28 protein-coding genes are annotated in these 25111 nt (G+C 74.0%); 21 read left to right on the forward strand and 7 right to left on the reverse strand.

Translation table 11 applies throughout. From position 1 onward, the window contains the following. Positions 1 to 173: 173 nt before the first annotated feature. Positions 174 to 968, reverse strand: a complete 795-nt coding sequence (locus ACFYZ4_RS26550; RefSeq protein ID WP_384346898.1) for a LysR family substrate-binding domain-containing protein — start codon at positions 966 to 968, stop codon at positions 174 to 176. 58 nt (positions 969 to 1026) lie between these two features. On the opposite strand from ACFYZ4_RS26550, the gene ACFYZ4_RS26555 reads away from it, so the two are divergent. After that, positions 1027 to 1431 (forward strand): DUF5997 family protein, encoded by a 405-nt coding sequence (locus tag ACFYZ4_RS26555; protein WP_351585271.1) that lies wholly within the window; start codon positions 1027 to 1029, stop codon positions 1429 to 1431. Between the two features lie 88 nt (positions 1432 to 1519). Here ACFYZ4_RS26555 and ACFYZ4_RS26560 read toward each other — a convergent pair whose 3' ends face one another. Together ACFYZ4_RS26560 and ACFYZ4_RS26565 are read right to left on the reverse strand one after the other, a co-directional pair. Further along, positions 1520 to 2092, reverse strand: a complete 573-nt coding sequence (locus ACFYZ4_RS26560) for a YdeI family protein (RefSeq protein ID WP_390785004.1) — start codon at positions 2090 to 2092, stop codon at positions 1520 to 1522. A gap of 4 nt (positions 2093 to 2096) precedes the next feature. Then, positions 2097 to 3059: an ABC transporter ATP-binding protein gene (locus ACFYZ4_RS26565; RefSeq protein WP_390785005.1), complete on the reverse strand. Its 963-nt coding sequence runs from the start codon at positions 3057 to 3059 to the stop codon at positions 2097 to 2099. 132 nt (positions 3060 to 3191) lie between these two features. Between ACFYZ4_RS26565 and ACFYZ4_RS26570 the strand changes: the two genes are divergently transcribed. Continuing rightward, entirely contained in the window at positions 3192 to 4442 is a 1251-nt protein-coding gene (locus ACFYZ4_RS26570) for a sensor histidine kinase (RefSeq protein ID WP_390785006.1), read from the forward strand. After that, positions 4439 to 5137: a response regulator gene (locus ACFYZ4_RS26575; protein ID WP_390785007.1), complete on the forward strand. Its 699-nt coding sequence runs from the start codon at positions 4439 to 4441 to the stop codon at positions 5135 to 5137. The genes ACFYZ4_RS26570 and ACFYZ4_RS26575 overlap by 4 nt, the downstream gene beginning before the upstream one ends. Positions 5138 to 5177: 40 nt before the next feature. Here ACFYZ4_RS26575 and ACFYZ4_RS26580 read toward each other — a convergent pair whose 3' ends face one another. Beyond that, positions 5178 to 5633 carry a DoxX family protein gene (locus tag ACFYZ4_RS26580; RefSeq protein ID WP_390785008.1) on the reverse strand — a complete coding sequence of 152 codons (456 nt, stop codon included), beginning with the start codon at positions 5631 to 5633 and terminating at the stop codon, positions 5178 to 5180. Positions 5634 to 6720: 1087 nt separating this feature from the next. Here ACFYZ4_RS26580 and ACFYZ4_RS26585 point away from each other — a divergent pair. The 6 genes from ACFYZ4_RS26585 to ACFYZ4_RS26610 are packed head-to-tail and all read left to right on the forward strand — an operon-like array spanning position 6721 to position 12292. Further along, a complete protein-coding gene (locus ACFYZ4_RS26585; protein ID WP_390785009.1) occupies positions 6721 to 7707 on the forward strand; it encodes a hypothetical protein in 987 nt (328 codons plus the stop codon). Further along, positions 7704 to 8399: a class I SAM-dependent methyltransferase gene (locus ACFYZ4_RS26590; RefSeq protein WP_390785010.1), complete on the forward strand. Its 696-nt coding sequence runs from the start codon at positions 7704 to 7706 to the stop codon at positions 8397 to 8399. Before ACFYZ4_RS26585 ends, ACFYZ4_RS26590 begins: the two co-directional genes overlap by 4 nt. Before the next feature lie 9 nt (positions 8400 to 8408). Then, a complete protein-coding gene (locus ACFYZ4_RS26595; protein WP_351302801.1) occupies positions 8409 to 8843 on the forward strand; it encodes a VOC family protein in 435 nt (144 codons plus the stop codon). A 30-nt stretch (positions 8844 to 8873) separates the two neighbouring features. Then, positions 8874 to 9560 carry an epimerase gene (locus tag ACFYZ4_RS26600; RefSeq protein WP_351302798.1) on the forward strand — a complete coding sequence of 229 codons (687 nt, stop codon included), beginning with the start codon at positions 8874 to 8876 and terminating at the stop codon, positions 9558 to 9560. 57 nt (positions 9561 to 9617) lie between these two features. After that, positions 9618 to 11936 carry an AAA family ATPase gene (locus tag ACFYZ4_RS26605; RefSeq protein ID WP_351302795.1) on the forward strand — a complete coding sequence of 773 codons (2319 nt, stop codon included), beginning with the start codon at positions 9618 to 9620 and terminating at the stop codon, positions 11934 to 11936. 5 nt (positions 11937 to 11941) lie between these two features. Further along, complete coding sequence (locus tag ACFYZ4_RS26610; RefSeq protein ID WP_351302793.1) at positions 11942 to 12292, forward strand: NTP pyrophosphohydrolase; 351 nt, start codon at positions 11942 to 11944, stop codon at positions 12290 to 12292. Between the two features lie 7 nt (positions 12293 to 12299). Here the strand turns inward: ACFYZ4_RS26610 and ACFYZ4_RS26615 are convergent, their stop codons facing one another. Next, positions 12300 to 12752, reverse strand: coding sequence for a hypothetical protein (locus ACFYZ4_RS26615; RefSeq protein WP_351302791.1), 453 nt, complete (start codon positions 12750 to 12752; stop codon positions 12300 to 12302). Between the two features lie 376 nt (positions 12753 to 13128). Here ACFYZ4_RS26615 and ACFYZ4_RS26620 point away from each other — a divergent pair, with 376 nt between their 5' ends. The 5 genes from ACFYZ4_RS26620 to ACFYZ4_RS26640 all read left to right on the forward strand — a co-directional run bounded on the left by ACFYZ4_RS26620 (position 13129) and on the right by ACFYZ4_RS26640 (position 16545). Next, positions 13129 to 13794: a response regulator transcription factor gene (locus tag ACFYZ4_RS26620; protein WP_351302789.1), complete on the forward strand. Its 666-nt coding sequence runs from the start codon at positions 13129 to 13131 to the stop codon at positions 13792 to 13794. Between the two features lie 52 nt (positions 13795 to 13846). Next, positions 13847 to 14221, forward strand: coding sequence for a YbjQ family protein (locus tag ACFYZ4_RS26625; RefSeq protein WP_351302786.1), 375 nt, complete (start codon positions 13847 to 13849; stop codon positions 14219 to 14221). A 166-nt stretch (positions 14222 to 14387) separates the two neighbouring features. Continuing rightward, positions 14388 to 14981, forward strand: coding sequence for a WHG domain-containing protein (locus ACFYZ4_RS26630; RefSeq protein ID WP_351302783.1), 594 nt, complete (start codon positions 14388 to 14390; stop codon positions 14979 to 14981). Beyond that, positions 14978 to 15814, forward strand: coding sequence for an alpha/beta fold hydrolase (locus ACFYZ4_RS26635; protein WP_390785011.1), 837 nt, complete (start codon positions 14978 to 14980; stop codon positions 15812 to 15814). The genes ACFYZ4_RS26630 and ACFYZ4_RS26635 overlap by 4 nt, the downstream gene beginning before the upstream one ends. A 101-nt stretch (positions 15815 to 15915) precedes the next feature. Further along, positions 15916 to 16545 carry a class I SAM-dependent methyltransferase gene (locus ACFYZ4_RS26640; RefSeq protein ID WP_351302777.1) on the forward strand — a complete coding sequence of 210 codons (630 nt, stop codon included), beginning with the start codon at positions 15916 to 15918 and terminating at the stop codon, positions 16543 to 16545. A 139-nt stretch (positions 16546 to 16684) separates the two neighbouring features. Here ACFYZ4_RS26640 and ACFYZ4_RS26645 read toward each other — a convergent pair whose 3' ends face one another. Then, positions 16685 to 17644 carry a DMT family transporter gene (locus ACFYZ4_RS26645; RefSeq protein ID WP_351302774.1) on the reverse strand — a complete coding sequence of 320 codons (960 nt, stop codon included), beginning with the start codon at positions 17642 to 17644 and terminating at the stop codon, positions 16685 to 16687. A gap of 29 nt (positions 17645 to 17673) precedes the next feature. Here ACFYZ4_RS26645 and ACFYZ4_RS26650 point away from each other — a divergent pair, with 29 nt between their 5' ends. The 4 genes from ACFYZ4_RS26650 to ACFYZ4_RS26665 are packed head-to-tail and all read left to right on the forward strand — an operon-like array spanning position 17674 to position 21008. Next, positions 17674 to 19272, forward strand: coding sequence for a PLP-dependent aminotransferase family protein (locus tag ACFYZ4_RS26650; protein WP_351302771.1), 1599 nt, complete (start codon positions 17674 to 17676; stop codon positions 19270 to 19272). 43 nt (positions 19273 to 19315) lie between these two features. Next, positions 19316 to 19783: an LAETG motif-containing sortase-dependent surface protein gene (locus ACFYZ4_RS26655; protein ID WP_351302768.1), complete on the forward strand. Its 468-nt coding sequence runs from the start codon at positions 19316 to 19318 to the stop codon at positions 19781 to 19783. 8 nt (positions 19784 to 19791) lie between these two features. Continuing rightward, positions 19792 to 20466: an RNA polymerase sigma factor gene (locus tag ACFYZ4_RS26660; protein WP_390785012.1), complete on the forward strand. Its 675-nt coding sequence runs from the start codon at positions 19792 to 19794 to the stop codon at positions 20464 to 20466. Next, positions 20463 to 21008, forward strand: a complete 546-nt coding sequence (locus ACFYZ4_RS26665) for a hypothetical protein (RefSeq protein WP_384353245.1) — start codon at positions 20463 to 20465, stop codon at positions 21006 to 21008. The genes ACFYZ4_RS26660 and ACFYZ4_RS26665 overlap by 4 nt, the downstream gene beginning before the upstream one ends. Before the next feature lie 21 nt (positions 21009 to 21029). Here ACFYZ4_RS26665 and ACFYZ4_RS26670 read toward each other — a convergent pair whose 3' ends face one another. Beyond that, positions 21030 to 21482 (reverse strand): MarR family transcriptional regulator, encoded by a 453-nt coding sequence (locus tag ACFYZ4_RS26670; protein WP_351300388.1) that lies wholly within the window; start codon positions 21480 to 21482, stop codon positions 21030 to 21032. A gap of 188 nt (positions 21483 to 21670) precedes the next feature. Between ACFYZ4_RS26670 and ACFYZ4_RS26675 the strand changes: the two genes are divergently transcribed. The 3 genes from ACFYZ4_RS26675 (at position 21671) to ACFYZ4_RS26685 (ending at position 25093) form a co-directional block, all read left to right on the forward strand. Further along, positions 21671 to 22903: an MFS transporter gene (locus ACFYZ4_RS26675; protein WP_390785013.1), complete on the forward strand. Its 1233-nt coding sequence runs from the start codon at positions 21671 to 21673 to the stop codon at positions 22901 to 22903. A 46-nt stretch (positions 22904 to 22949) separates the two neighbouring features. Then, a complete protein-coding gene (locus ACFYZ4_RS26680) occupies positions 22950 to 23378 on the forward strand; it encodes a heme-binding protein (RefSeq protein ID WP_390785014.1) in 429 nt (142 codons plus the stop codon). A 92-nt stretch (positions 23379 to 23470) separates the two neighbouring features. Next, complete coding sequence (locus ACFYZ4_RS26685; RefSeq protein ID WP_390785068.1) at positions 23471 to 25093, forward strand: glycoside hydrolase family 20 protein; 1623 nt, start codon at positions 23471 to 23473, stop codon at positions 25091 to 25093. The last annotated feature ends 18 nt before the right edge of the window (positions 25094 to 25111 follow it).

Genomic DNA, 25111 nt, shown 5'->3' on the forward strand with positions numbered 1-25111 from the left:
GCCGGACGCCTGTCGTTCGGATCAGGCCGGACGACAGGCCGGACGGGTCGGCGGGCCGGACGGGTCGACAGACCGGACGGGTCGACATGCCGACGGGTCGTGGCAGGCCCCTCCGGTTCCTCGTCGGCCGTCCCGGGTCCTCGGCCGTTCCGGGGCCTCGCCGGGGCTACGGCCTACGGCCTACGGCGCGGCTTGCCGCTCTTGCCGCCCTTGCCCGCCGCCTTGGCACCGCCGGAACCACCCCGGGGGTTCTTGCCCGTGGCCTTGCCGGACGCGGTCTTCCGCTGGCCGCCGGAGCCAGAGCCGGAGCCCGTCTCGGGGCGCTTGCGCTTCGCCTTCGGCTGCGGCGGCGTCGGAGGGCGCCCCCGCGTGCTGTTCACCGTCCGGCCGCGGACGATCCCGATGAACTCCTCCACCAGATCGGTGGTCTCCTCCTGCGGCCACGACAGCGCGACGCGCGACTCGGGCGCGTCCGAGACCGGCCGGTAGGTGAGGTCCTTGCGGTGGTGCAGACGGGCCAGCGACTGCGGCACGACCAGTACGCCGATCCCGGCCGCCACCAGCTCGATCGCGTCCGCCGTCGTCGCGGGGCGCTCGATCGCGGGTTGTCCCGGCAGCTGCTCCCACACGAGGGTGTCGTCGAGGGGATGCAGCACGATCTCGTCGGCCAGGTCCTCGGTGGACACCTCTTCGGTCGCCGCGATCAGGTGGTCCTTGGGGATCACCACCACCGTGGTCTCGGTGTACAGCGGGATCGCGCTGAGGTCCGTACGGTCGACCGGCAGCCGGACGAAACCCGCGTCGGCGCCGCCCTCCCGCAGTACGCCGAACGCCTCGCCGGGGGACACCGCGACCAGGGTCAGCGGGACGTCCGGCAGCCGCTCGTTCCAGATCCGCACCCACTTGCCGGGTGTCACCCCGGGGACATAAGCGAGCCGGAACGAATGGGGTACTTCCGAGCCTGTCACCCCGCAAGGTTACCCGTCGTGGTCGGAGGTAGTGCACACGCTCGATACTCTTGACACCATGACGTCGCACCAGAACACCCAGACGATGAAGCCCGCGACCGCGGCGAAGAAGCTGGGCGTGTACCTCGAGGCCACCCCCGCAGAGTTCCAGGAGGGTGTCGTCTCGCGCAGTGAATTGAGTGCGCTCCAGGCCGATCCGCCCGAGTGGCTGCAGGAGCTGCGCCGCAACGGTCCGCACCCCCGGCCGGTGGTCGCGGCCAAGCTGGGCGTGTCCATCGCCGGCCTCGCCCGCGGAGGAGTCACCGAGCCCCTCACCACCGAGCAGATCGAAGCCCTGAAGCAGGAATCTCCCGAGTGGCTGCAGAAGGAGCGCGCCACGCAGGCCGAGGTCCGCAAGGAATCGGTCCGGATCAAGGAGAAGAACGCGGAGCGGGCCGAGAAGGCCCGCGGACAGGAGTCCTGACCCTGGGCTCCGGTTCCGTCAGGCCCGGCCTCCCGCGGGAGGCCGGGCCTGACGCCTTTTCCCGTCGAGGATTCCGCCCGTACAGGACTCAGGCGCTGTCCGTGGTCAGGGTGCGCAGGGCCTTGCCGAGCCGGGCCTTCCTGGTCTCCGGTGTGAGGGCCTGGAGCAGCGGCAGGATCAGCTGGTAGCGCCCGGTCTTGTCCAGCGCCTCGAACGCCGTCCGGGCTTCGGGGTGCGCGTCCAGGGCCGCAGCGAGATCGGGCGGCACCGCCGCCGACTTCTGCGACGCGTAGGCGCTCGCCCACCGCCCGTCCGCCTGTGCCCGGCGCACCTCGGCGAGCCCCGGTTCGCGCATCCGCCCCGCGGCCGTCAGCGCCGCCACCTTGTCCACGTTCACCCGGGACCACAGGCTCTTGGGGCGGCGCGGCACGTACTTCTGCAGGTAGTGGCGCTCGTCGAGGGCGCGCCGCTGGCCGGAGATCCAGCCGTAGCACAGCCCGATGTCGACCAACTCGTCATCGGTGACCGACGGGATGCCGGACTTCTTCTTCGCCACCTTGATCCACACGCCCTCGTGCCGCGTGTGGTGCTCGGCGAGCCACCCCTCGAACGCCTCGGCGTCCGCGAAGCCGACGATCTCCACCCCGCCCAGTTCGTCCATGCGCTCAGGCTATCTCCCGACCCGATCCGACCCGACCCGGTCCGCGATCGTCCTCACCGGCGCGACCGTCTCCCCGTGCGCCGGCCGCGAGCTCGTCCAGTACCTCCTCCAATGAGGGCCTGCGGGTGTCGAGTTCGAGCACCACGATGCCGTGCTCGGTGGCGAGCGCGCCGACGCGTTCCGCCGTCATGCCGGTCACGGCGAGCCGCCCGGCCCCCGACAGACGGGCCCGGACGACCGAGGCGCCCTCGCCCGCCAGTACGGCGGCCAGCTCGGCGCAGCGCGGACTGCCCACCACGACCCGGGCCGCGGCGCCCCGCGCGGTGAACTCGTCCGCGGACTGCGCGGCGATCACCCGGCCCCGCCCGAGGACGACGATCCGGTCGGCGGTGTCCGCCGCCTCCGCGGCGCGCTCGCCGGTGATCGCGACCGTACGGCCCTCCGCGGCCAGCGCGCGCAGGAGCCGGCGGGCCCACCGCACCCCCTCGGCGTCCAGACCGGCCAGCGGCTCGTCGAGCAGCAGCACGGGCGGATCCCCGAGCAGCGCGGCGGCGATGCGCAGCCGCTGCCGCATCGCGGGGGAGTACGTCGCCACGCGCCGCCGCGGCTCCCGCGACAGGCCCGTCTCCGCCAGGACTTCGGCCACCCGGCCGGACCCGATGCCGTGCTCGCGGCCCAGTGCCCGCAGGTACGCCTGCGCGGTGCGCCGGCCGGGCAGGGCGGCCGGCTCGGGCAGGGCCCCGACCTGGTGCGGGCTCCGCGGGCGACCGCGCGGCGGGACTCCGCACACGGTGACCGTGCCCGCGGTGGGGGAGTCCAGCCCCAGGATCAGGCGCAGCGCGCTGGTCTTGCCGGCCCCGGCGGGGCCGAGGACCGCCGTGACCGTCCCCGGCCCGGCCGTCAGGGACAGCCGGTCCACGGCGGGCCTGCCGCCGTGCATCTTGGTGAGTTCCTTGACCTCGATCACCCGCCCCACCCTGCCGGGAGACCCGGTCCGCGGGCATCGGGCCGTCGGCGGCAAGCGCGGGGGAACCACCACCCGGGGGTGTAAGCCCGGGGGCCGATGTCCGCATGCGGGCCCGCTGGTTACCGTCGCGGCATGGACATCCCACCCAGGAACACGAAGACCACGGGGCGCGCCGAAAGCGCCGACCAGCATGTGCAGGGCGTCGAAGGACCCGGGCCGAAGTCGGCGTCGGCCCCCGCGGCGTGGGGTGGGGCCGTCCTCTACCTCCTCGTCCCGGGCCTGCTGATCGGCGGTGTCCCGTACGCGGCCGGACCGCTCCTCGGGGCGGTGCTGCTGCTCGCCGTGACCCCGCTCGTCCCCCTCCTGCGACGCCGGCCCCTCGTGGCGCTGACCCTGACCCTCCTCGGGGGCGTGCTCGTCGCGGGGGCCACCAGGGACCACAGCCCGGGCCGGTTCCTGGTGTTCATGGCCTCGGACCTCGTGCTCGGCTACATCGTGGCCACGCGCTCCCGGCGGGACGCGCTCCTCGCCACCGCCATGGTGGTCGTCATCGAGCTCCCGGCAGTCGGACTGCTGTCGGTCGGGCCCTACGACATGATGAGCACCGGCCTGATCGGCTCCCTGTCCCTGGGCGCCGTCTACATGACCGGCCTGCGCTTCCGCGAGCGCCGGGAGCACACGGTGGAACTGCGGACGAAGGAGGTCTCCGAGGCGGTGACCGCGGAACGGCTGCGCATCGCACGCGAGTTGCACGACATGGTCGCCCACAGCGTCGGCGTGATCGCCATCCAGGCCGGTGTGGGCAGCCGGGTCATCGAGACGCAGCCGGCCGAGGCCCGCGCCGCCCTGCGGGCCATCGAGACCATCAGCCGCGAGACCCTGTCGGGCCTTCGGCGTACGCTGGTCGCGCTCCGCCAGGCGCAGCCGGACGGGCCTCACGAGCAGGCACCGCTCGGCCCCGCCCCCGGACTTGCGGAGCTCGGCGCCCTGGTCGCCACGACCGCCGCCGCCGGAGTGCGGGTCGACGTACGGCGGGAGGGGGAGGAGCGCCGACTCCCCTCCGACATCGACCTGTCGGCGTACCGCATCGTGCAGGAGGCACTGACCAACGTGGTGCGCCACGCCGGTACCGGGCACTGCCGGGTCACCATCCGATACGGGGAACAGGAGCTGACCGTGGAGGTCGTCGACGACGGGCGCGGAACGCCCGAGGGCATCGGGAGTACGGGATTCGGGATCACCGGGATGCGCGAGCGGGTGAGTCTGCTGCACGGCCGGTTCAGTGCCGGGGCCCGTCCCGGCGGTGGCTTCCGGGTCGAGGCGGCCCTGCCGGTGCCGGTACCGGTGCCGGTGGCCGCAGTGCCCGAGGGCGAGGCCCGATGACCGGGGTTCCCGCGCGGGCGGTCCGCGTACTGCTCGTGGACGACCAGCCGTTGGTCCGCTCCGGCCTGCGCGTGCTGATCGCGGACACCGCCGACCTGGAGGTCGTCGGCGAGGCCGGTACCGGCTCGGAGGCGGTGCGTCTCGCCGCGGAACTGCGCCCCGACGTGGTCGTGATGGACATCCGGATGCCGGGCATGGACGGCATCGAGGCCACCCGGCTGATCACCGAGGGCGCCGGAGCGGACGGCGCCGAGTCCGTCAGGATCCTCGTCCTGACCACCTTCGACGAGGACGACCACGTCTACGGGGCGCTGCGCGCCGGCGCGAGCGGGTTCGCCGTGAAGGACATGGCCCTGGAGGAGATCCTCGCGGCGATCAGGGTCGTCGCCGCCGGAGACGCCCTGATCGCGCCCGGCGTGACGCGCCGGCTGATCGCGGACTTCGTCCGACGGCCGGGGCCCCCGGCGGCGGAGCCGGTCCCGCGGTCCGTGGCCGGAATCACCGAGCGGGAGCGGGAGGTGCTCACGCTGGTGGGGCGGGGCCGCTCGAACGGCGAGATAGCCGAGGAGCTGTTCATCTCGGCCGCCACGGCCAAATCGCACGTGTCGCGTCTGTTCACCAAGCTCGGCGCCCGGGACCGGGTCCAACTCGTCATCACGGCCTACGAGATGGGGCTGGTCGCGGCGCCCCGGTGAGGGGCCCGGGCGCCGGAGCGGGTGACAGGGAAACGATTCCTCAGGCGGTCACGGTGTCCGTGCGGGCCTCGTCCCGGCGTCCGGAGGCCGTGGCCGGGCGGGAGACGAACAGCCCGTCCAAGGCGAGGGCGCCGGGACCGGTGAAGACCAGCAGGAGGAAGGCCCAGCAGAACATCGCGGAGACCTCGCCGCCGTTCTGCAGCGGCCAGAGCGCACCGGGCTGGTGCACGGTGAAGTAGGCGTACGCCATCGAACCGGAGGCGACGAAGGCGGCCGAGCGGGTGCCGAGGCCCAGCAGGACCAGGACGCCGGCGACGAGCTGGATCGCGGCGGCGTACCACCCAGGCCAGGCGCCGGTGGCGACCGTGCCGCCGCCGTGGGCGCCGCCGAGGACGCCGAAGAGCGAGGCCGCGCCGTGGGAGGCGAACAGCAGTCCGATGACGATCCGGAACAGGCCGACGGCGTAGGGCTGGGCATGGTGGAGACGTGTGTTCACGGGGGGAGGCTCCTTCGGTTGGGGACGGGTCCCGAAGTGGTGCCGATATGTGGAAGCGGAGCGAGCCAAAGGTTAGGTTTGCCTAAGTGGCGTGGCAAGTGCGAGTTTCGGCCACCCGCTGGAGGGGGACCCGACGCTACCCCGCCGCCGCGAGGCCGGGCCGGCGGCGCGCGGGTTGGCTGCGCCGCTCGAGCGGGGTGCGGGGGCTGGCTGCGCCGCTCGGGCCGGGTGTGGGGCGCTGGCTGCGCCGCAGTCGGGCCGAGGTGGGGGCCGGTTGTGCCGGGGTCGGGCGCGGGTTGGCTGCGCCGCTCGGGCCGGTCGTATCGGAGCCGGGTGCGGGGTGGGCCGGTTGTGCCGGGGCCGGGCGCGCGCCGGGGCGTCTCCTCGGGCGCCGAACGTGTCGAGGGGTCGGAGAGCGGAGCCTTGTTGTGTTCGGCGCCCTGCGGGGATCACCCCGACACACACCCGACCCCGGCCCAACCGGCCCGGTTCGGCCCCAGCCCCGGCGGCCTTTCACCCTGGCTGCGCCAATCCGGCCTGGTCGCACACTTCAGCCGCGTTGCACCACCCAGCTTCGCCGCACCATTTCAGCCTCGCCGGCGTTTGAGGCGCGGGGTCCGGGGCGGAGCCCCGATCTTTGAGCAGCGCTTTCCATCGGCCGCACCATCCAACCCGCTCACCATCCCGTCCCGCCCGCACTATCCAGCCCCTCCGGCGTTTGAGGAGCGGGGTGCGGGGCGGAGCCCCGGTCTTTGAGCCGCACCATCCCATCGGGCCGCACCATTCAGCCCCTCCGGCGTTTGAGTGGGGGTCCCCCCGGACGAAGTCTGGGGGAGGGTCCGGGCGGAGCACGGTGGGGTGCGGGGCGGAGCCCCGGCGGGGCGGGGCCTGCCGGTCCGTTCCCCTGTGACGGACCGGCAGGTCCTCGTCTTCCTCGAGCCTAGGACCGGGCCGCGCCCCCGGATGTGCATCGCGTGCAGGCTCCGTTGATCTTTCGTGCAAAAGGTTTGAGCCGCACGGAGCGGCGCCGCACGCCGGTCGGCCCCGCCCGCTGGCGCCGCGCGGAGCGGTGCGGTCCGCTGGAGGGGTGAGCATCCCTCCCGGCAGCGGCTGGTGGACCGGACTCCCGCCGGCGGCGGGAGCCGCCGTCATGGCGGCGGGCATCATCTCCGTCGGCCTGTACCTGACCGGGTACGAGACGGTCTCGCTCGTCGCCCTCGTCCTCGCCGTCGCCCTGTGGCTCGTGCTCGCCGCCGACTTCACGGCCCGGCTGCTGGGCGACCGCGGGCGGTTCCGCGCCGAGGCCGACACCCCGGCCGCGCTGACGGCCATCGCCGCCACCGCCGTCATCGGCACCCGGCTTTCCATGCTCGGATGGCAGACCGTGGCGGCCGCCCTGCTCGCGCTCGCCGCGGCGCTCTGGCCCGGGCTGCTGCTGAACGTCGTACGGCACTGGGGGCGGCGGATGCCGGGGGCGGCGTTCCTCGGCTGCGTGGCCACCCAGGGCCTGGCCGTCCTCGCGGCGACCCTCGCTGCCGCCGCCGGGCGCGGCTACGACTGGCTGGCCTGGGCTGCGCTGGCCGCCTTCTGCCTCGGCCTGGTGCTCTATGTGGCCGCCTTCCTGCGCTTCGACCTCCGCGAAGTGGTGGGCGGCGCGGGCGACCACTGGGTCGCGGGCGGGGCGCTCTCCATCTCCGCCCTGGCCGGATCCAAGCTCACGGCGTCACCTGTGTGGACGGGCTCGGCGCACACGGTGCTCCTCGACGTCACCCTGGCCGTCCTCGCCCTGTCGCTCCTCTGGTACGTCGTCCTCCTCACCGCCGAACTGCGCCACCCGCGGCCCCGCTACGACATCCGGCGCTGGGCCACCGTCTTCCCGCTCGGCATGACCTCCGTGGCCTGCCTCTCGGTGGCCGACCCGGCCGGCATCGGCTGGCTGCGCCCCCTGGGCGAGGTCCTGCTGTGGATCGCCGTGGGCGCCTGGCTGCTGACCTTCGCCGCGCTGCTCGTCTCCCACCTCAACGCGCACCTGGCCTCCCGGCGCCCGCCCGGCCCGGGGACAATGGCCCGATGACGGCGCCTCACCTCCTGCCCGCGCTCGATCTGGAACGCACCTCGGTGGTCGCGAACAACACGATGAACCGCGAACGCGGGCTCACCGGCGTCAACAGCTACGCCCGCGAGCTGGGCCTCGACCCCGTCGCCCACCTCACGGCTCGTTCCGCCACCCCGTCCTGGCTCGACCTCTGCAGCGGCGAGGGCCGTGCCCTGCGCGAAGCCGGGTCCCGGCTGCCCGCCGCCGTCCTCACGGGCGTCGACCTCGTGGGCCCCAGTGGGCCCGCCCCCGCACCGACCGGCCTGGAGCTGCTGACCGCCTCCGTCGCGCACTGGTCCCCGTCCCGGACGTACGACCTGATCACCTGCGTCCACGGCCTGCACTACGTCGGCGACCAGCTCGGGCTCCTCGCCCGGGCCGCCTCCTGGCTGACCGCCGACGGCCTGCTGATCGCCCACCTCGACCCCGCATCGCTGCGCGGGGCCGACGGGGCTCCGGCCGGGCGGGCCGCCCTGGCGGCGTTGCGCGCGGCCGGGTTCCGCTACAGCGCGCGGCACCACCGGCTCGCGCTGCACGGCCCGCGCACCGTGCGGCTGCCCTTCCGCTACCTCGGCGCCGACCCGGCCGCCGGGCCCAACTACACCGGGCAGCCCGCCGTTGCCTCCTACTACGAGCCCGTTCCGGTGGCGGCCGCGGTGGCCCCTCAGTAGGGTCCCGGCATGGCCTACACATTCCAGGTGACCATCGACTCGGCCCACCCGCACGAGCTCGCCGACTGGTGGGCGGACGCCCTCGGGTGGGAAGTGGAGCCCAGCGACGAGAAGTTCATCCGCCGCATGGTCGAAGAGGGGCAGGCGACCGAGGCGGACACCACCACCCACCGCGGCGTCCTCGTCTGGAAGGCGGGCACGGGCATCCGCCACCCGGAGGGGTTGCAGCGCGCCCCCCGCATCCTCTTCCAGTTCATCCCCGAACCCAAGACGGTCAAGAACCGGGTCCACCTCGACGTCCGCACCGGCGACGACGACCCGCGCGCCGTCGTCGACCGCCTCATCGCCAAGGGCGCCCGCCACCTCCACGAGGGAAACCAGGGCCCCAGCACCTGGACGACACTCGCCGACCCCGAAGGCAACGAACTCTGCGTCTCCCACTAGACCGCCCGGACAGGGCCTAGGCTGCCCCACGTGAACGTCATCCTCTTCGGCGCGACCGGCATGATCGGACGGGGCGTCCTGCGCGAGTGCCTGCGCGACGACTTCGTCGAGAGCGTCCTGGTCATCGGACGCACCCCGCTCGGCGTGAGCCATCCCAAACTGCGCGAGCGCGTCCAGGCGGACCCGTCCGACCTGGCTGCCGCGGAGGTCGACGCGGCCGCGTACGACGCCTGCTTCTTCTGCCTGGGGGTCTCCTCCGTCGGCATGAAGGAGGACGAGTACCGGCGCGTCACCCACGACCTGACGCTCGCCGTGGCCCGGCCACTGGCCGCCGCCAACCCCGGCCTGACCTTCGTCTACGTCTCCGGCGAGGGCACGGACAGCACCGGGCGGGGCCGTTCCATGTGGGCCCGCGTCAAGGGGAGGACCGAGAACGACCTCCTGGAACTTCCCTTCCGCGCCTACATGTTCCGCCCCGGCATCGTCCAGCCGGTGCGCGGCGTGCCCTCCAAGACCCGGCTCTACCGCGTGCTCTACGCGGTCACCGCACCCCTGGTCCCGCTGCTGCGGCGGGTCGCGCCGAACCTCGTCATCACCTCGGACACCCTCGGCCGTGCCATGATCGCCGTCGCCACGCCCGGCACCGAGGTGCCCGGCCACATCCTGCGCCCCGCCGACATCAACCGCCTCGGCGCTGCCCCCACCAGGCAAAACTGAGTACCGGGCAGGCCCTCCCGCAGGTGAGAATGGGCCATCTCAACCCGGGAGGAACCCATGAGCCAGGAGACCCTGACTCTGCATGACCTGCTGCCCGCCCAGGCGCTGGCGGCCTCGATCGACGCCGGGTACGTGACCCGCAAGTCGCACCCCGAGCTGCCGCTGTCCATCTACACGTACACGAGGGCGGCCCAGTACGAGCGCGTCTGGGACGAGGTCACCACGCGCTGCCGCGGACTCGTCGCCGACGACACCACCGGCGCGATCGTCGCCCTGCCGCTGCCGAAGTTCTTCAACGTCGGCGAGCACGAGGCGGGCATGCCGTACGCGCCCGCGCTCCCCGACGAGCCGTTCGAGGTGTACGACAAGGTCGACGGCAGCCTCGCGGTCGTCTTCCACTACGCGGGCCGCTGGCGGGTCGCCTCCAAGGGTTCCTTCATCAGCTCCCAGGCCACCTGGGCCCAGCGGCGCCTCGACGGCAAGGACACCTCCGAGCTGCGCCCGGGCGTCACGTACCTCGCGGAGATCCTCTACCCGCAGAACCGCATCGTCGTGAACTACGGCGACCGCCGGGACCTCGTCCTCCTCGCGGCCTTCGGCCTCGACGGCACCGAGGTCCCGCTCGCCGAGGCCGCGCCCCACTGGGAGGGCATCGGCTCCGTCGTCACGGTGTGGCCCGCCATGCCCCTCGACGAGCTGATGGCGCTGACCGAGTCCAACACCATGCCCGGCGGCGCCGCGGCCACCGGCACCGACGCCGAGGGCTTCGTCCTGCGCTTCGCCTCCGGTGTGCGCGCCAAGGCCAAGCTGTCCGAGTACGTGCGGCTCCACGGGGTGCTCACCGGGGTCAACGAGCGGGACATCTGGCGCAGCCACGGCATCCAGCGGTTCGCCGGCCTGCCGGTCAACCGGCTCGCGCAGGGCCTGAACTGCACGGTCGCCGAGGTCGAGGCCTCGGGCGGCAAGCCGCTGGACGCGCTGCTGGAGCAGGTGCCCGACGAGTTCGACACCTGGGTGCGCGAGGTGATCGTCCGCCTGGAGGAGCGGGCCGCGGCGCACGAGCGCGCCATCGACGAGGCCTACGCGGGCCTGGTGCACCTGGCCGCAGACCGGGGCGCCTTCGCCCGCGCCGTCAAGGAACTGCCGGACCGGGAGGTCCGCCCGGCGATGTTCATGCGGCTCGACGGCCGGCCGACGGAGCTCACCACCTGGCGCCACGTACGGCCGGAGGTGGCCGACTCGTACACCAACGACGAGGAGGGCCGGGAGGAGCCGGAGGGAACGGGCCGGCCCTCGCCCGGGGCCGCGCCGCGCGCCGTCGTACCGGCCGCGGCCCGTCCGGCGGACGCGGCCCCCGCCGTGCGGCAGCCCGCCGCGCGAAGCACCGTCGCGCGGGAGACGGGTCCGCAGGCGGCCGAGGCAGGGGCCGAGGAGGCCGCGCTGCCCGTCGTGCACCTCATGACCGGCCTGCCCGCCTCCGGCAAGACCACCGCGGCCCGCGCCCTCCAGGAGCGGTCCGGCGGCCGGATGCGGCGCGTCAACCTGGACGATCTGCGCGCCATGCTCGACCTGCCGGACCCCGAGCGGGGCCGGTCCTGGGCGCACGAGCAGACCGTGCTGGAGGTCCAGGACGCGGCGGTCCGCGCGGCCGTGGACGGTGGCTTCGACGTGGTCGTCGACAACACGCACCTCACGAAGCACATTCCGAAGCGGCTCAAGGCGGCCGTCGGCGGGCTCGCGACCTTCGTCGTGCACGACTTCACCGACGTCCCGCTGGAGGAGTGCCTGCGCCGTGACGCGGCCCGCGAACGACAGGTCGGCGAGGAGATCATCCGGATCCTGGCCGAAAAGCACGAGAAGGCGCGCAAGGGCGGCTGGCGGCTCACGGCCGAGTGGCTGAACGGGACGACGTCCGGCGCGGCGGCCGTGCCGCCGGTGACCGCGTACGTCCCCGACCCGGCGCTGCCGTCGGCGGTGATGTGCGACATCGACGGCACGCTCGCCCTGATCGGCGACCGCGGGCCGTACGACTTCTCGCGCTGCGAGCTCGACCTGCTCAACGAGTCGGTCCGGCACGCCCTGGACGCCTTCAAGCGGGCCGACGGCGACGTGATCGTACTGTTGTCGGGGCGCGGTGAGGAGCACCGTCCGCAGACCGAGTCCTGGCTGCGGCGCCACCAGGTGCCGTACGACGAGCTGTGGATGCGGGCGGCGGGCGACACGCGCCGCGACGACGTGGTGAAGGCGGAGCTGTTCGACGCCCACGTGCGTCACCGGTACGCGGTACGGGTCTCGCTCGACGACCGGGACCGGGTGGTCGCGGTCTGGCGCCGGATGGGCCTGCCCACCTGGCAGGTCAACTACGGGGACTTCTAGCCGTCATGGCGGGCGTGCTGATCGTGGACGGTGCGAACGTCGTCGGCTCGGTACCGGACGGCTGGTGGCGGGACCGGCGGGGCGCGGCCGAGCGGCTGCGCGACCGGCTGGCCCGGCGTGGCGGGGACGAGGAGATCATCCTCGTCGTCGAAGGCGCCGCCCGCGGTGTCGAGTCCGTTCCCGGGGTACGCGTGGACGCGGCCCCCGGGAACGGCGACGACCGGATCGTGGAGCTGGCCGCGGCCCACGCGGACCGCGGCTGCGTCGTGGTCACGGCCGACCGGGAACTGCGCGAACGGGTCCGGGCGTACGGAGCGGAGTGCGTGGGACCCCGTACCGTACGCCCGGCTGACTGACCCGGGGTCAGTGGCAGTACTTCACCTCGGAGAGGTTCTTGACGTAGCGGGCCGAGACCCAGCGCTCCTTCTCGTAGGCGGCGCGGTTCGGGGCGGCGTCCATCCCGTTGTCCAGGTTCTCGTTGTTGTTCTCGTCGTACAGCCGGTACCAGATGCGGTTCCCGTCGACCTTCTCGCCGTACTTCTTGCACTCGATCTCGACCTTGTTGTGCGGGTACACGTGGCCGAGGGACTTCGAGTGGGTGGTCGGCTTGCTGCGCACCTTCAGCGGGCCCTTGGAGACGACCTTGCCGATGGCGTGCTTGTAGTCCGGGTACGTGCCGGGCTGGCCGTCGCCGACGACGATCTCGCGCGGCGGCCGGTTGTCACCGTCGTCCGCCACGGCGGCGCCCGCTCCGACCAGACCGAGAACCAGGCTTCCGGTGGCGAGAGCGAGGATGGTTCTGGTGGGCTTCAGCATGAGCCGGCTCCTCTACGAAGACGTCCGCCCGCCGCGTCGCGCGGCGCGGTGGCGGCAACCAGGCGGTTGCCAGGGACGACTATGACGAGACCGGAGGCCGTAGCCCCGGTGGCTCACCGGCTTTTAGCCCGATATGACCAATCTGTCCTATCGCGGCGCGGCAGCCGTGCCCGCCCCCGAACGGGCACGGCCGCGCAGCGGGGCCCCGGGGGGCAGGGCCGGCGCCGGCCGTTTGACCGGCGCACTCAACCTACGGGCGGACGGCTTCCGGCCGCGCCCATCCACGGGTTGAGACCCGCCTACTCCCTTGGATGGCGAGGCTGTACAACCAGGGGTGTACACGGCGATGATCTACCGCGGGAGGGGGGTGACGCGGATGCCGTCCGTACTCGTGGTCGACGACCAGTTCCTGATCCGGTCCGGACTGACCGCGCTGCTGACCGCCGCACCGGGCTACGAGGTCGTCGGCGAGGCCTGCGACGGCGAGGAGGCGGTCCGGCTCGCCGCCGAGACCCGCCCCGACGTCGTCCTCATGGACATCCGGATGCCCGGCACCGACGGGATCGCCGCCACCGAGCGGATCCTTGCCGGCCGCCAGGACCCCGCGGACGGCGGGCCCAAGGTGCTCGTGCTGACCACCTTCGACTCCGACGAGCACGTCTTCCGTGCGCTCCGGGTCGGCGCCAGCGGCTTCCTCGTCAAGGACACCCCGCCCGAGCGGCTGCTCGCCGCCATCTCCACCGTGCACGCCGGCGAGATGCTGTTCAGCCCCCGGGCCCTGCGCGGACTGATCGACACCTACGCCGCCCCTGCTGCCCGCGCCCCGCACCCCGGCCTGGACACGCTGACCCCGCGCGAGCGCGAGGTGCTCGCCCTGGTCGGTGCCGGTCTGCCCAACGCCGAAATCGCCGTACGGCTCGTCCTCAGCCCCGCCACCGTCAAGACGCACGTCCACCGCTGCATGAGCAAGCTGGCCCTGTCCAGCCGCGCCCAGGCCGTGGTCGTGGCCCACGAGTTCGGCCTCGCCGCCCGAATGCGCTGACCGCACGGCTCCCCGGATGCGGGCGGCGGCGGCCGGGGCGAGAGTGGGGGCCATGGGTATCGAAGACTATGGCGGCGGGGCCGGGGCGCACGAGACCGGCGTCCTCGTCGTCACGACCAACGACGTCCCCGGCTACCGGGTCGAGCAGGTCATCGGCGAGGTCTTCGGCCTCACCGTGCGCTCCCGCCACCTGGGCAGCCAGATCGGCGCGGGCCTGAAGTCGATGATCGGCGGCGAGCTGAAGGGCCTCACCAAGACCCTGGTGCAGACCCGCAACCAGGCCATGGAGCGGCTCATCGAGCAGGCGAAGGCGCGCGGCGCGAACGCCGTGCTGATGATGCGCTTCGACGTCACCGACGCCGCCGACGTCGGGACCGAGGTGTGCGCGTACGGGACGGCCGTCGTCCTGGTCCCCGCCTCCACCTGACCCTCCACGCGCAGTCTGATCCAGGACGGCGCTCCGCTGTGCCATGGGCCTGCCCGGCTCTGGCTGGAGGGGGTCAGTGATCACGCGGAAGCCGGAGCGCACCTCCCATTTGGTATTCCTAGGGCTCCTAGGTTAAAACTAGAGCTCCTAGGAATGGAGAGAGTGCATGGCGCGGGCAGGGCTGACGGCAGAGCGGGTGACGATCGCGGGCGCCGAGCTGGCGGACGAGGTCGGGCTCGACCAGGTGACCATGTCGCAGGTGGCGCGACGGCTGGGCGTGAAGGATGCGAGCCTCTACACGCATGTCCGCGGCCTGGAGGATCTGCGCGGACGGATCGCGCTGTTGGCGGCGGACGAGAAGACCATCCGCATCGCGGAGGCGACCTCCGGACGGGCGGGCAAGGACGCGCTGGTCGCGTTTGCCGACGCATGGCGGGAGTACGCCCACACGCATCCGGGCCGCTACACGGCGACGCAGACTCCGATCCGGATCGACCCTGAACTGGCCGCGAAGGCGCCCGGACCGCGGCGCGCGGTCGAGCTCACCTACGGCATGCTGCGCGGCTACGGACTGACCGAGCCCGACCTGACCGACGCGGTCCGGTTGCTGCGCAGCACCTTCCACGGCTTCGTCGCCTTGGAGGCCGTAGGCGGGTTCGCACACGAGCGTTCGCCGCAGCGGTCCTGGGTCCGCGCCCTCGACGCCCTCCACACCCTCCTGGAGCACTGGCCCCCGGCCCGAGAAGGAGACTCCGCATGAACGACCCGACCATCGGCACCCTGCACGTGAACGGCGCGACCCTGCACTACGAAGTGCGCGGCCAGGGCCCGCTCCTGCTGCTGATCCCCGGAGGGGCGGGCGGCGCGGCCTCCTTCGACGGCATCGCCGACGACATGGCCGCCGAATACACCGTCGCGACCTACGACCCGCGCGGCATGTCACGAAGCACGCTGGACGACCCCGAAGCCGAGCAGAGCGTGGCCGAACACGCCGACGACGCCTTCCGGATACTGGAACGGCTGTCGCCCGACGAGCCCGCGCGCGTTTTCGGCTCCAGCTCGGGCGCGATCGCCGCCCTGCACCTGCTTACCGCCCATCCCGAACGCGTCCAACGCCTCATAGCGCACGAGCCGCCTGTTGTGGAGGTCCTGCCGGACGCCTCCGCACATCGCGTGCTCATCGCGCGGGTGCAGGCGACGCTCCACACAGAGGGGCTCATGCCGGCGATGGCTGTGTTCGCCGCGGGTCTCAAGAAGGCCGGCGACACCACCGAGCCGAAGGCCGAGACCAAGCTTCCGCCGCAGGCAGCGGCGCGGGTTGAGCGGACGATGGCCAACCTGCCCTATTTCGTTGGGCGCATCGTGCCGAGCTTCATGTCCTACGCCCCGGAGGTCCACCGGCTGGAGGCGCTGTCGGACCGGCTCGTGCTCGCCTGCGGCCAGGATTCACGCGGCGAGCTGCCCTACCGGCCGGCCGCCTTTCTGGCTGAGCATCTCGGCACGGAACTCCGGCATTTCCCCGGCGGGCACACCGGCCTGACCACGCACCCCGCCGAGTTCGGCGAACTCCTTCGGAGAGCCTTCCGAGCCTAGATCCGCGAACTCCCAGAACGAGGCCGACCGGCCGTGAAGAAGCGGCTCTGCACCGGCCCCGTACTCGGTACGGTGGTGCCCCCGAGACGAAGGGCGGACCGATGAGTCAACGCAAGTCGGCGGCAGAGGTGTTCGACGCGCTGGGGGAGCGCTACGAGGAGGTGTTCGGGCGGGTGCCCGGCCAGCTCGCGGCACTCGACTGGCTCACCGCCCGGCTGCCCGGCGGAGCCCGTGTGCTGGACGTGGGCAGTGGCACCGGGCGGCCCACCGCCGAGTCGCTGGTCCGGGCCGGCTGCGACGTGACCGGCATCGACGTCTCGGCGGCCATGGTCGCCCTGGCCCGCGCCCGGGTCCCGGGAGCGCGCTTCGAACAGGCCGACGTGCGCACGTACACGCCCGAACCGGGCGGGTTCGACGCCGTGTGCGCCTTCTTCCCCCTCCTGGTCATGGACCAGCCGGAGGTCGCCGGGGCACTGGACCGCATGGCCTCCTGGGTCGTGCCGGGCGGGTACTTCGTGATGGCCACCGTGCCCGGGGACATCCGGGGCCTGGACATCGAATGGATGGGCCACGAGGTGACCGTCAGCAGCCTGTCCACGGCGGACCACCTGGCCCGGCTCGCGGACCGGGGCCTGGAGGTGCTGCACCACCACACCGCGTCCTTCCAGCCCGCCGACCCGCTGGCCGGCCCCGAGGAGCACCTCTTCTGCTACGCGCGGCGGAGCACGTGACCGGTCGGCGGTCCGGCCCCCGCACCGACGGCCGGGCGCGGAAGCGTACGGGTGCCATGCCCGGGCGGCGGCTGAACAGCCGGGTGACGTAGGCCGGGTCCTCGTCACCGCCCCGCTCGCCACCGAGAGCCCGACGCGCTCAAGGGGACGCGGGCTCGCGGTCACCGCGGGGCGTGCGCACGGCCGGTCCGGGGGCGCGGCCCGGGCGCAGACCCACGGCCAGTCCCACGACCACGACCAACAGGCCCAGCCACACCGCCGGTCCCGGGACCCCGCTGCCGGCGAGGACCCCGGCGCCGGCCGCGGCCACCGGCGCGACGCCGGTCAGCAGCCCGGCGCGGCCCGCGCCCACGGCCGCGACCGTCCGGTACCAGAGCAGGAATGCCACCGCCGTCACCATGACGGCCAGGTACCCCGCCGCCGCCCACTGGGTCGGCCCGAGCGTGCCCAGGTCGGCAGGGCGCTCGAAGACCACCGTCAGCCCTGCCAGCATCAGCGCCCCCAGCCACACCGCGTGCACGGACACCCCCCACGCGCCGTGCCGGCGCAGCACGGGGACGGCGAGGAGGGTGAACCCGGCCTCGCAGCCCAGCGCGAGCGCTGCCCAGCCCACCCCGGCGGCGTCCGTCCGGCCCGTCCCCTCGACCAGCACCGCCCCGGCCACCACCACCGGAGCCGCCAGCAGCACCTGCCGGCTCGGCCGCCGCCCCTCCAGGAACGGGCCGATCAGCCCCAGCAGGATCGGTACGGAGGCCACCGCGACGGCGATGACGGCCGGTTCGGCGTGCGCCACCCCGCGTACGACGGCCACGTTGAACAGCACCAGTCCGGTCGCCGCGATCCCGGCCAGCCACAGCCACTCCCGGCCGCGCGGCCGCAGGACCGGCACCCGCGCGGCCCGGGCCAGCGCGACCAGCAGCAGCGCGGCGGCGGCGTACCGGACGGCCTGCGTGGCGAACAGCGGGGCGTCGACGAGCGAGCGGGAGACGGTGACGCTGCTGCCGACCAGCGCCATCCCCGTGATGCCGGGGGCCAGATCCCGGAAGGAGGTGGAGGCCGCGGAGGCAGTCGAGGTGGTCGAGGCGGGAGTTCTCTGCATGAGATCCAGCGTGGCCCCACAATGGACCCGTGAGCAGGTCCAATGAAGGCGTGATCCAGGGGTCCAAAACCGACAGGCCCCCACCCGAGAGGCCCCCCACCGAGGGGTCCACCGGCCCGAGCGGCTCGGACTTCCTCCAGCTCGACCTCGGCCAGGCCCCGCCGGGCGGCCGCACCGACTGGCTGGCCGGCCGGCTCCGCGCCGCCATCGCCGACGGCACGCTGCCCGTCGGCAGCAGGCTCCCGGCCAGCCGCGTCCTCGCCGCCGAACTGCGCGTCTCCCGCGGACTCGTCACCGAGGCCTACCAGCGGCTCGCGGAGACCGGCCAGGTCCGCGGCCGCGGCCGGGGCGGCACCGTGGTCGTCGCCGCACCGCCCCCGGCGGCGGGGCCGACGCCCGCCCCGGACCGCGGTGGGCTGGTGGACGCCCTGCGCGCCGTGCCCTGCCGGATCGATCTCTCGCCTGGGGTCCCCGACCTCACCGCCTTCCCCCGGACGGCCTGGCTGCAGGCCGAGCGCCGGGTGCTCGCCGGCCTGACCCCGGCCGACTTCGGCTACGGCAACCCCCAGGGCGCGCCCGCCCTGCGCGGGGCGGTCGCCGGCTGGCTGGCCCGCAACCGCGGCATCCGCGCCGACCCCGACGAGGTGGTGATCGTCGCGGGCGTCGCCCAGGCCCTGGGGCTGCTGGCACAGGTCCTGCGCGAGGAGGGCGTGCACCGCGTCGCCGTGGAGGACCCCGGCTCGCTCGGGGCCCGGCAGCAGCTGGAGTACGGGCGGCTGGAGACTGTGCCCGTACGGGTGGACGAGGCGGGGATCGACGTCGCCGGGCTCCGCGCGAGCGGGGCCGGAGCCGTACTGCTCACCCCGGCGCACCAGTTCCCGACCGGGGTCGTCCTCGACGGCGCGCGCCGCCGGGACCTGCTCGGCTGGGCGGCCGCCGGGGGCCTGGTCATCGAGGACGACTACGACGCCGAGCACCGCTACGACCGCGCCCCCGTCCCCGCGCTGCGCGCCCTGCTGCCCGAGGCCGTCTGCTACGCCGGGAGCGTCTCCAAACTCCTCGCGCCCGCCCTGCGCCTGGGCTGGCTCCTGGTGCCGCCGCGGCTGCGCGACGCGGTGACCGCCGCCAAGCGCTACGCCGACCTCGGCAACCCGGTCCTCGCCCAGCTGGTCCTCGCCCGGCTGATGGACTCGGGCGAGCTGGAGCGGCACCTGCGCCACGTGCGGCGCCGCCACCGCCGGCGCCGCGACGCCATGCTCCGGGCGCTCGCCGAGCACCTGCCGGGGGCCCGGGTGCACGGCGCGGCGGCCGGCCTGCACCTGATGGTCACCTTCGACGGCGCCGGGTTCGAGGACACGGCCCTGGCCTCGGCGGCGCTGGCCCTGGGCGTCAAGACCCATCCACTGTCCTGGCACCGCGTCCGGCCGGGCCCGCCGGGCCTGATCCTCGGCTACGCGGCCGGCTCGGCCGGGGAGATCGAGGAGGGCGTCGCCACTCTGGGCACCGCACTCCGCGAGGGCCTGGGCGAGGGCCTGCGCGGCGGCCCGGGCGGGCTGCCGGAAACCGGCCGGAAAGTTTTTCCGGATCGGAGGCAACCTCCCGGGGGGTCGCGCGTCGTGCGGGGGTGAAGGGCGCAGTTCCGTGCCCTCGACCCGACCGTGGAGAACCACCTTGAAGAACCTGAAGCGTGTCCAGCGCGTCCCTCTGGCCGTCCGCCGGGCGGTCGTCACCGCTGCCGCGGCCGCAGTGGCCGTCTCCCTCGCCGGGCCTGCCTCCGCCGCGAGCGGCAGCTCGCCCGCGCCGGCGCCGGCGGTCAGCGTTCCGGCCAGTGCCTCGCCCAGCGAGGGCGGGGCCAAGCCGTCTCCCTCGGTCAGCACCCCGCCGAGCGCGGGTTCGGGCGCGAAGAGCGCGTCCCCCAGCGCCGCGCCCAGCGCGGCCCCCAGCGTCTCCGCGTCGAGCCCGGGGACGGCAGGTCCCAAGCCCAGCGCCTCCCCGTCCGAGCCGGGCCCCGCCGCCGAGGGCGCCGAGCTCGCGCATACTGGCTCCTCTTCGACCACCACGGCCCTGGGGGCGGGGGCCGCCGGTCTGGTCCTCGCCGGCGCGGCAGCCCTGTACGCCGTGCGGCGCCGCGCGAACTGAGGAATTCCGTGCTCCACCTCGCACCACCCGTCGGCCCCCTCACGCCCGGCTTCGGCCGGGCGTGGCGGGGCCTGTGGTCGTTGCTGCGCAGCGAGCGTTCCGCCCCGCCGGCCTCCCCGCGCCCGCACGGGTCCCCGTACGAGCCCTCGTACGGGTCCGCGCACCCGTACGGGCGCGCGGACCACGGCGAGCCCCGGCCCCCCACCGTCACGGAGCTCTACCACGCGCACCGGCTGCGGATGGTCCGGCTGGCGGTGCTGCTCGTCGACGACCTGGCCACGGCCGAGGACGTGGTCCAGGACGCCTTCACGGCCCTCTACAGGCGTCACGGGGAGCAGATAGCCGAGGTCGACAACGCCCTGGGCTACCTGCGCACCGCGGTCGTCAACACCTCGCGCTCCGTCCTGCGCCGCCGGCGCACCGTACGGGCCTGGACCCCGCCCCCGCCCGCCGACGTACCGTCCGCCGAGGACCACGTGGTCCTGGACGAGGCGCACCGCGAGGTGCTCGCCGCGCTCGGCCGGCTGACTCCGCGCCGCCGGCAGGTCCTGGTACTGCGGTACTGGGCCGACCTCAGCGAGGCGGAGATCTCGGCCACCCTCGGGATCAGCCGGGGAGCGGTCAAGTCCAACGCGAGCCGCGGCCTGGACGCGCTGGAACGGATTCTGGAGGGACGGATATGACGCGTGACGGCGAACGCCTCGCCGAACGCCCGGTCGAGCGGCGGCTGCGGCAGGCCCTCGACGCGCGCGCGGACAGCATCGACGTCCGCAGGCTGCGCCCCGCGGATCCGCCGGGACCGCAGGTGCGGCGGCTGCCCGTGGAAAGGCTGCGGCGGTTCGCGCTGCCCCTGGCGGGCCTGGCCGCGGCCGCTGCCGCCGGGATCGGATACCTGCTGCTCGCCCCGGACCCGGCGCCCGGACCGACGCCGCCGGCCACCCCGCCGAAGGTCACGGGCCCCGGCCCGTCCCGCCCGTCGCCGGAGTCCTCGCCGTCGCCCTCTCGGCGGTCCGCCGGGCCGGCCGCGCCGAGCCCGGGCACGGATCCGTCGGCGAGCCCGGGGGAGCCGTCCCCGTCGTCGCCCCCGGCCGTGTCGGTGAGCCCCAGCGCCTCGTGGCCTGCCGCGCCGAAGGGCTCGGGGTCGGTGTCGCCGTCGACGGTCCCGTCCACCCCGCCCGGCCGGGCGGCGACCTCCTCCCCGCCGGCCGCCGGAGGGCCGCGCTAGGAAAGCCGGTACGCGCCGGGCTCAGCGGCGGAGGTTCTCCACGGCCGACACCAGCGGGGCGAGCTCCGGGTTGCGCGCGGCCTCGTCCAGGGCCTCGCGCAGCGCGGTGTCGTTCGTGGGCCGGGCCGCGGCCAGCAGGGCCAGGCCCGCCTCGCTCACGTCGGTGTAGATGCCCCGGCGGTCGGTGTCGCAGAGATAGCGGTTCAGCAGGCCGCGGTCCTCCAGCCTGCTGACCAGCCGGGTCGTCGCGCTCTGGCTGAGCACCACCGAGTCGGCGACCTGGTGCATCCGCAGGTGCCCGCCCGGTCCGTTGTGCTGGCGGCTGAGGACGTCGAGGAGCGAGTACTCGCGCACGCTCAGGCCGTGCCCGGCCTGCAGGGCCCGTTCGATGTGCGACTCGATCCGCCCGTGCAGGAGGGAGAGGGCGCACCAGCCCTGGGAGAGGGCGGTGAGCGCGCTGTCCGTGGCCGTCATGGGCTTCCTCCGTCGAAGCGTGCCGTGCGAGCGGTGTGACCCCCAGGATAGGCCACGCCTGCAATAGCACGCGCTTGCAAATATCCCGCGTCTGCAATTAATGTGGACGCATGTAAGCAGCGACCGCAACCGTACTGGCGGACGGACCGCACCCCGCACCACCACCTCCCTGAAGGGCACCTCCCCCCATGCCTCTCGCACTCCTCGCCCTCGCCGTCGGGGCCTTCGGGATCGGCACCACCGAATTCGTCATCATGGGCCTGCTCCCCGAGGTCGCCGGCACCTACGGTGTCTCGATCCCCACGGCGGGCTTCCTGGTCACCGGCTACGCCCTCGGCGTCGTCCTCGGCGCCCCGCTCATGACCGTCCTCGGCACCCGCATCCCCCGCAAGCGCATGCTGATGCTGCTCATGGGCCTCTTCATCGCCGGCAACGTGCTCTCCGCGCTCGCCCCCTCCTTCGGCGTCATGCTCACCGGCCGCGTCGTCGCCTCCCTCGCCCACGGCGCCTTCTTCGGCATCGGTGCGGTCGTCGCCGCCGAGCTCGTCGCCCCCGAGAAGAAGGCCGGAGCCATCGCCATGATGTTCACCGGCCTGACCGTGGCCAACGTGATCGGCGTCCCGCTCGGCACCCTCGTCGGGCAGACCCTCGGCTGGCGCGTCACCTTCCTGATCGTCGCCGCGCTCGGCGTCGCCGGCCTGCTCGGCATCGCCCGGCTGGTGCCCGAACTGCCCCGGCCCGAGGGCGGCGTACGGATCCGCCGCGAGCTCGCCGCCTTCCGCAACGTCCAGGTGCTCCTCGCGATGGCGATGACCGTCCTCGGCTTCGGCGGCGTCTTCGCCGCGATCACCTACATCACCCCGATGATGACCAACGTCGCCGGCTTCGCCGACTCCTCCGTCACCTGGCTCCTCGTCCTGTTCGGCCTGGGCATGGTCGCCGGCAACCTCATCGGCGGCCGGTACGCCGACCGCGCGCTCATGCCGATGCTGTACGTGTCCCTCGGTGCGCTCGCCGTCACCCTCGCCGTCTTCACCCTCACCGCCCACACCAAGGCCGGTGCGGCCGTGACCGTCGTGCTGATCGGCGCCCTCGGCTTCGCGACCGTGCCGCCGCTCCAGAAGCGCGTCCTGGACCAGGCCGCCGGGGCGCCCACCCTGGCCTCCGCCGTCAACATCGGCGCCTTCAACCTCGGCAACGCGCTCGCCGCCTGGCTCGGCGGGCTCGTGATCGCCGCCGGACTCGGCTGGACCGCCCCGAACTGGGTCGGCGCGGCGCTGGCCGCCTCCGCCCTGGTGCTCGCCCTCGCCTCGGGCGCACTGGAACGCCGTACAGCCGCGCGCGCCGCCGCCGGCCCCCGCCGGGTGATCGCCGCCGCCGCGGCCCGCGAGGCGACCGCCGCCGCACCCGCCCACCACTGACCCACCCCCTGATCCCCGTACACGACCCCCGCAAGGAGAAGCCGCCATGTCCACCCCCACCCGCACCGCCGTCGCCGCCCTGACCACCGAGGATGCCGAGCTGCTCGTCCGCGTCGCCAAGACCGCCGCCGAAGCGGCCGGGACCACGGTCAGCGTCACCGTCCTCGACGCCGGCGGCCACCTGCTCGCCTTCCGCCGCGACGACAGGGCCGTACTGATCTCGGGCGAGACCAGCACCCGCAAGGCCTACACGGCCCTCCAGCTGAACGCGCCCACCGCCGACCTCGTCGAAGCGGTCCGCCCCGGAGGTCCCCTCCACACGCTGCCCACGGCCCTCGACCGTCCCCTGCTGTTCATCGCGGGCGGGCTGCCCGTCCACCGCGACGGCCGGCTCGTGGGCGCCATGGGCGTCGGCGGAGCGGCCCCCGACCAGGAACACGCCTTCGCCGCCGCGGCGCTCGACGCCCTGGCCTGAGACGCCCCGGCCCGAGAGCTCCGATCTGAGACTCCCGGGTCGCGCGCCCGTGTCCCCCATGCCAGGTTGGGTACGGGGGACACAGGTGCATGATGCGGAAACAGCGGCTTCACACGAGGGTCCGGACCATCGCGACGGCAACGGCCGCCGCGCTGGTCACCCTCGCCGTACCCGGCTGCACGGCCGCCTCGGACGAGGCGCGCGCCCCCGCCGCCCCGGGCTCTCCCACGTCGGCGGCCGCCCCGACCGATGCCGCCCCGGCGCCGCCCACCCCCACCCCGACGCAGTCCTACCCGCTGTCCACGGCCCCGCGCACCATCCCCGCCGTAAGCGAGCACATACCCGCCCGCGGCCCCGGTTGGAAGCCCGCCCCCGACGCCCGCGTGGTCGTCGCGCAGGGCGACGCCGCCGCCCTGTCGGACGAGGCGAAGCTGCTCGCCGGGGAACTGGGCCTCAAGTACGGCGACTCGACGGCGCCGCGCGCGGGCGATGTGGAGCTCTCCGTGGAGGGGGCGGGCAAGCCCGAGTCGTACACCCTCACCGTCAAGGACGGCACGGTCCGGATCAAGGGCCCCGACGAGGCCGGGGTCTTCTACGGCACCCGCACCCTCAAGCAGGCGGTGAAGAGCGCCGGTTCGGCCCCCGAGGGCACCGTGAACGACGCCCCGGCCAAACCCCAGCGCGGCCTCAACCTCGACATAGCGCGCAAGCACTTCACCCCCGACTGGATAGAGGACCGGCTGCGCGAGATGGCCGACCTCAAACTGAACCAGCTCGGCCTGCACTTCTCCGACGACCAGGCCTTCCGGATCCAGTCCGACACCCACCCCGAGATCGTCTCGAATCCGCACCTCACCAAGGCGCAGGTCCGCGAGATCACGGCGCTCGCCTCCCGGCTGCACATCACGGTCGTCCCCGAGATCGACTCGCCCGGACACCTCGGCGCGGTGCTCCGCGCCCACCCCGACCTGCAACTGCGCGACGTACAGGGCAGGGCGGTCAAGGGAGCGGTGGACATATCCAACCCGGCGGCCGCGAAGCTCGTCGACGAGCTGCTGCGCGAGTACCAGCCGCTGTTCCCCGGCGGAGCCTGGCACCTGGGCGCCGACGAGTACCAGGCGCTGGTCTACCGGGACCCGCAGGCGTCCTTCCCGCAGCTCGCCCGCGCGGCCCAGCAGCGGTACGGCCCCTCGGCGCGCGTGCAGGACCTGGCCACGGGCTGGCTCAACGACCGCGCCGACGTGGTCCGCCCGTCCGGCAAGGCGCTCAAGGCGTGGAACGACGGCTTCTTCGCGGGCGGAGTGACGAGCGCGGCCAAGGACATCCAGGTCGAGTACTGGACAGGCAAGGAGATCGGCGCCCGGCCGCCGCTGGAGTACCTGCGCGAGGGCCGCAAGCTGGTGAACCTCAACGACGAGTACCTGTACTACGTGCTCGGCGAGCCGAACCAGTTCACCTACCCCACCGGCCGGCGGATCTACGAGGAGTGGACCCCGCTGGTCCTGCGCGGCAGCACCGCCGTCCCGGCCTCGTACGCGAACCAGATCCTGGGCGGGCGCCTCGCCGTCTGGGCCGACCTGTCCGGCGCCCAGACCCAGGCCCAGGTGGCGGACGGCATCCGGCTGCCGCTGGCCGCTCTCTCCCAGAAGGTCTGGGACTCCCGCGCACCCCAGCTGCCCTGGTCCGGCTTCCAGGCCCTCGCCGACCGGCTCTGAGCCACCGGGCCGGCGACG

Origin of the sequence: Streptomyces sp. NPDC001513, from assembly GCF_042894695.1 — a bacterium.
In the GTDB taxonomy this organism is placed as follows: domain Bacteria; phylum Actinomycetota; class Actinomycetes; order Streptomycetales; family Streptomycetaceae; genus Streptomyces.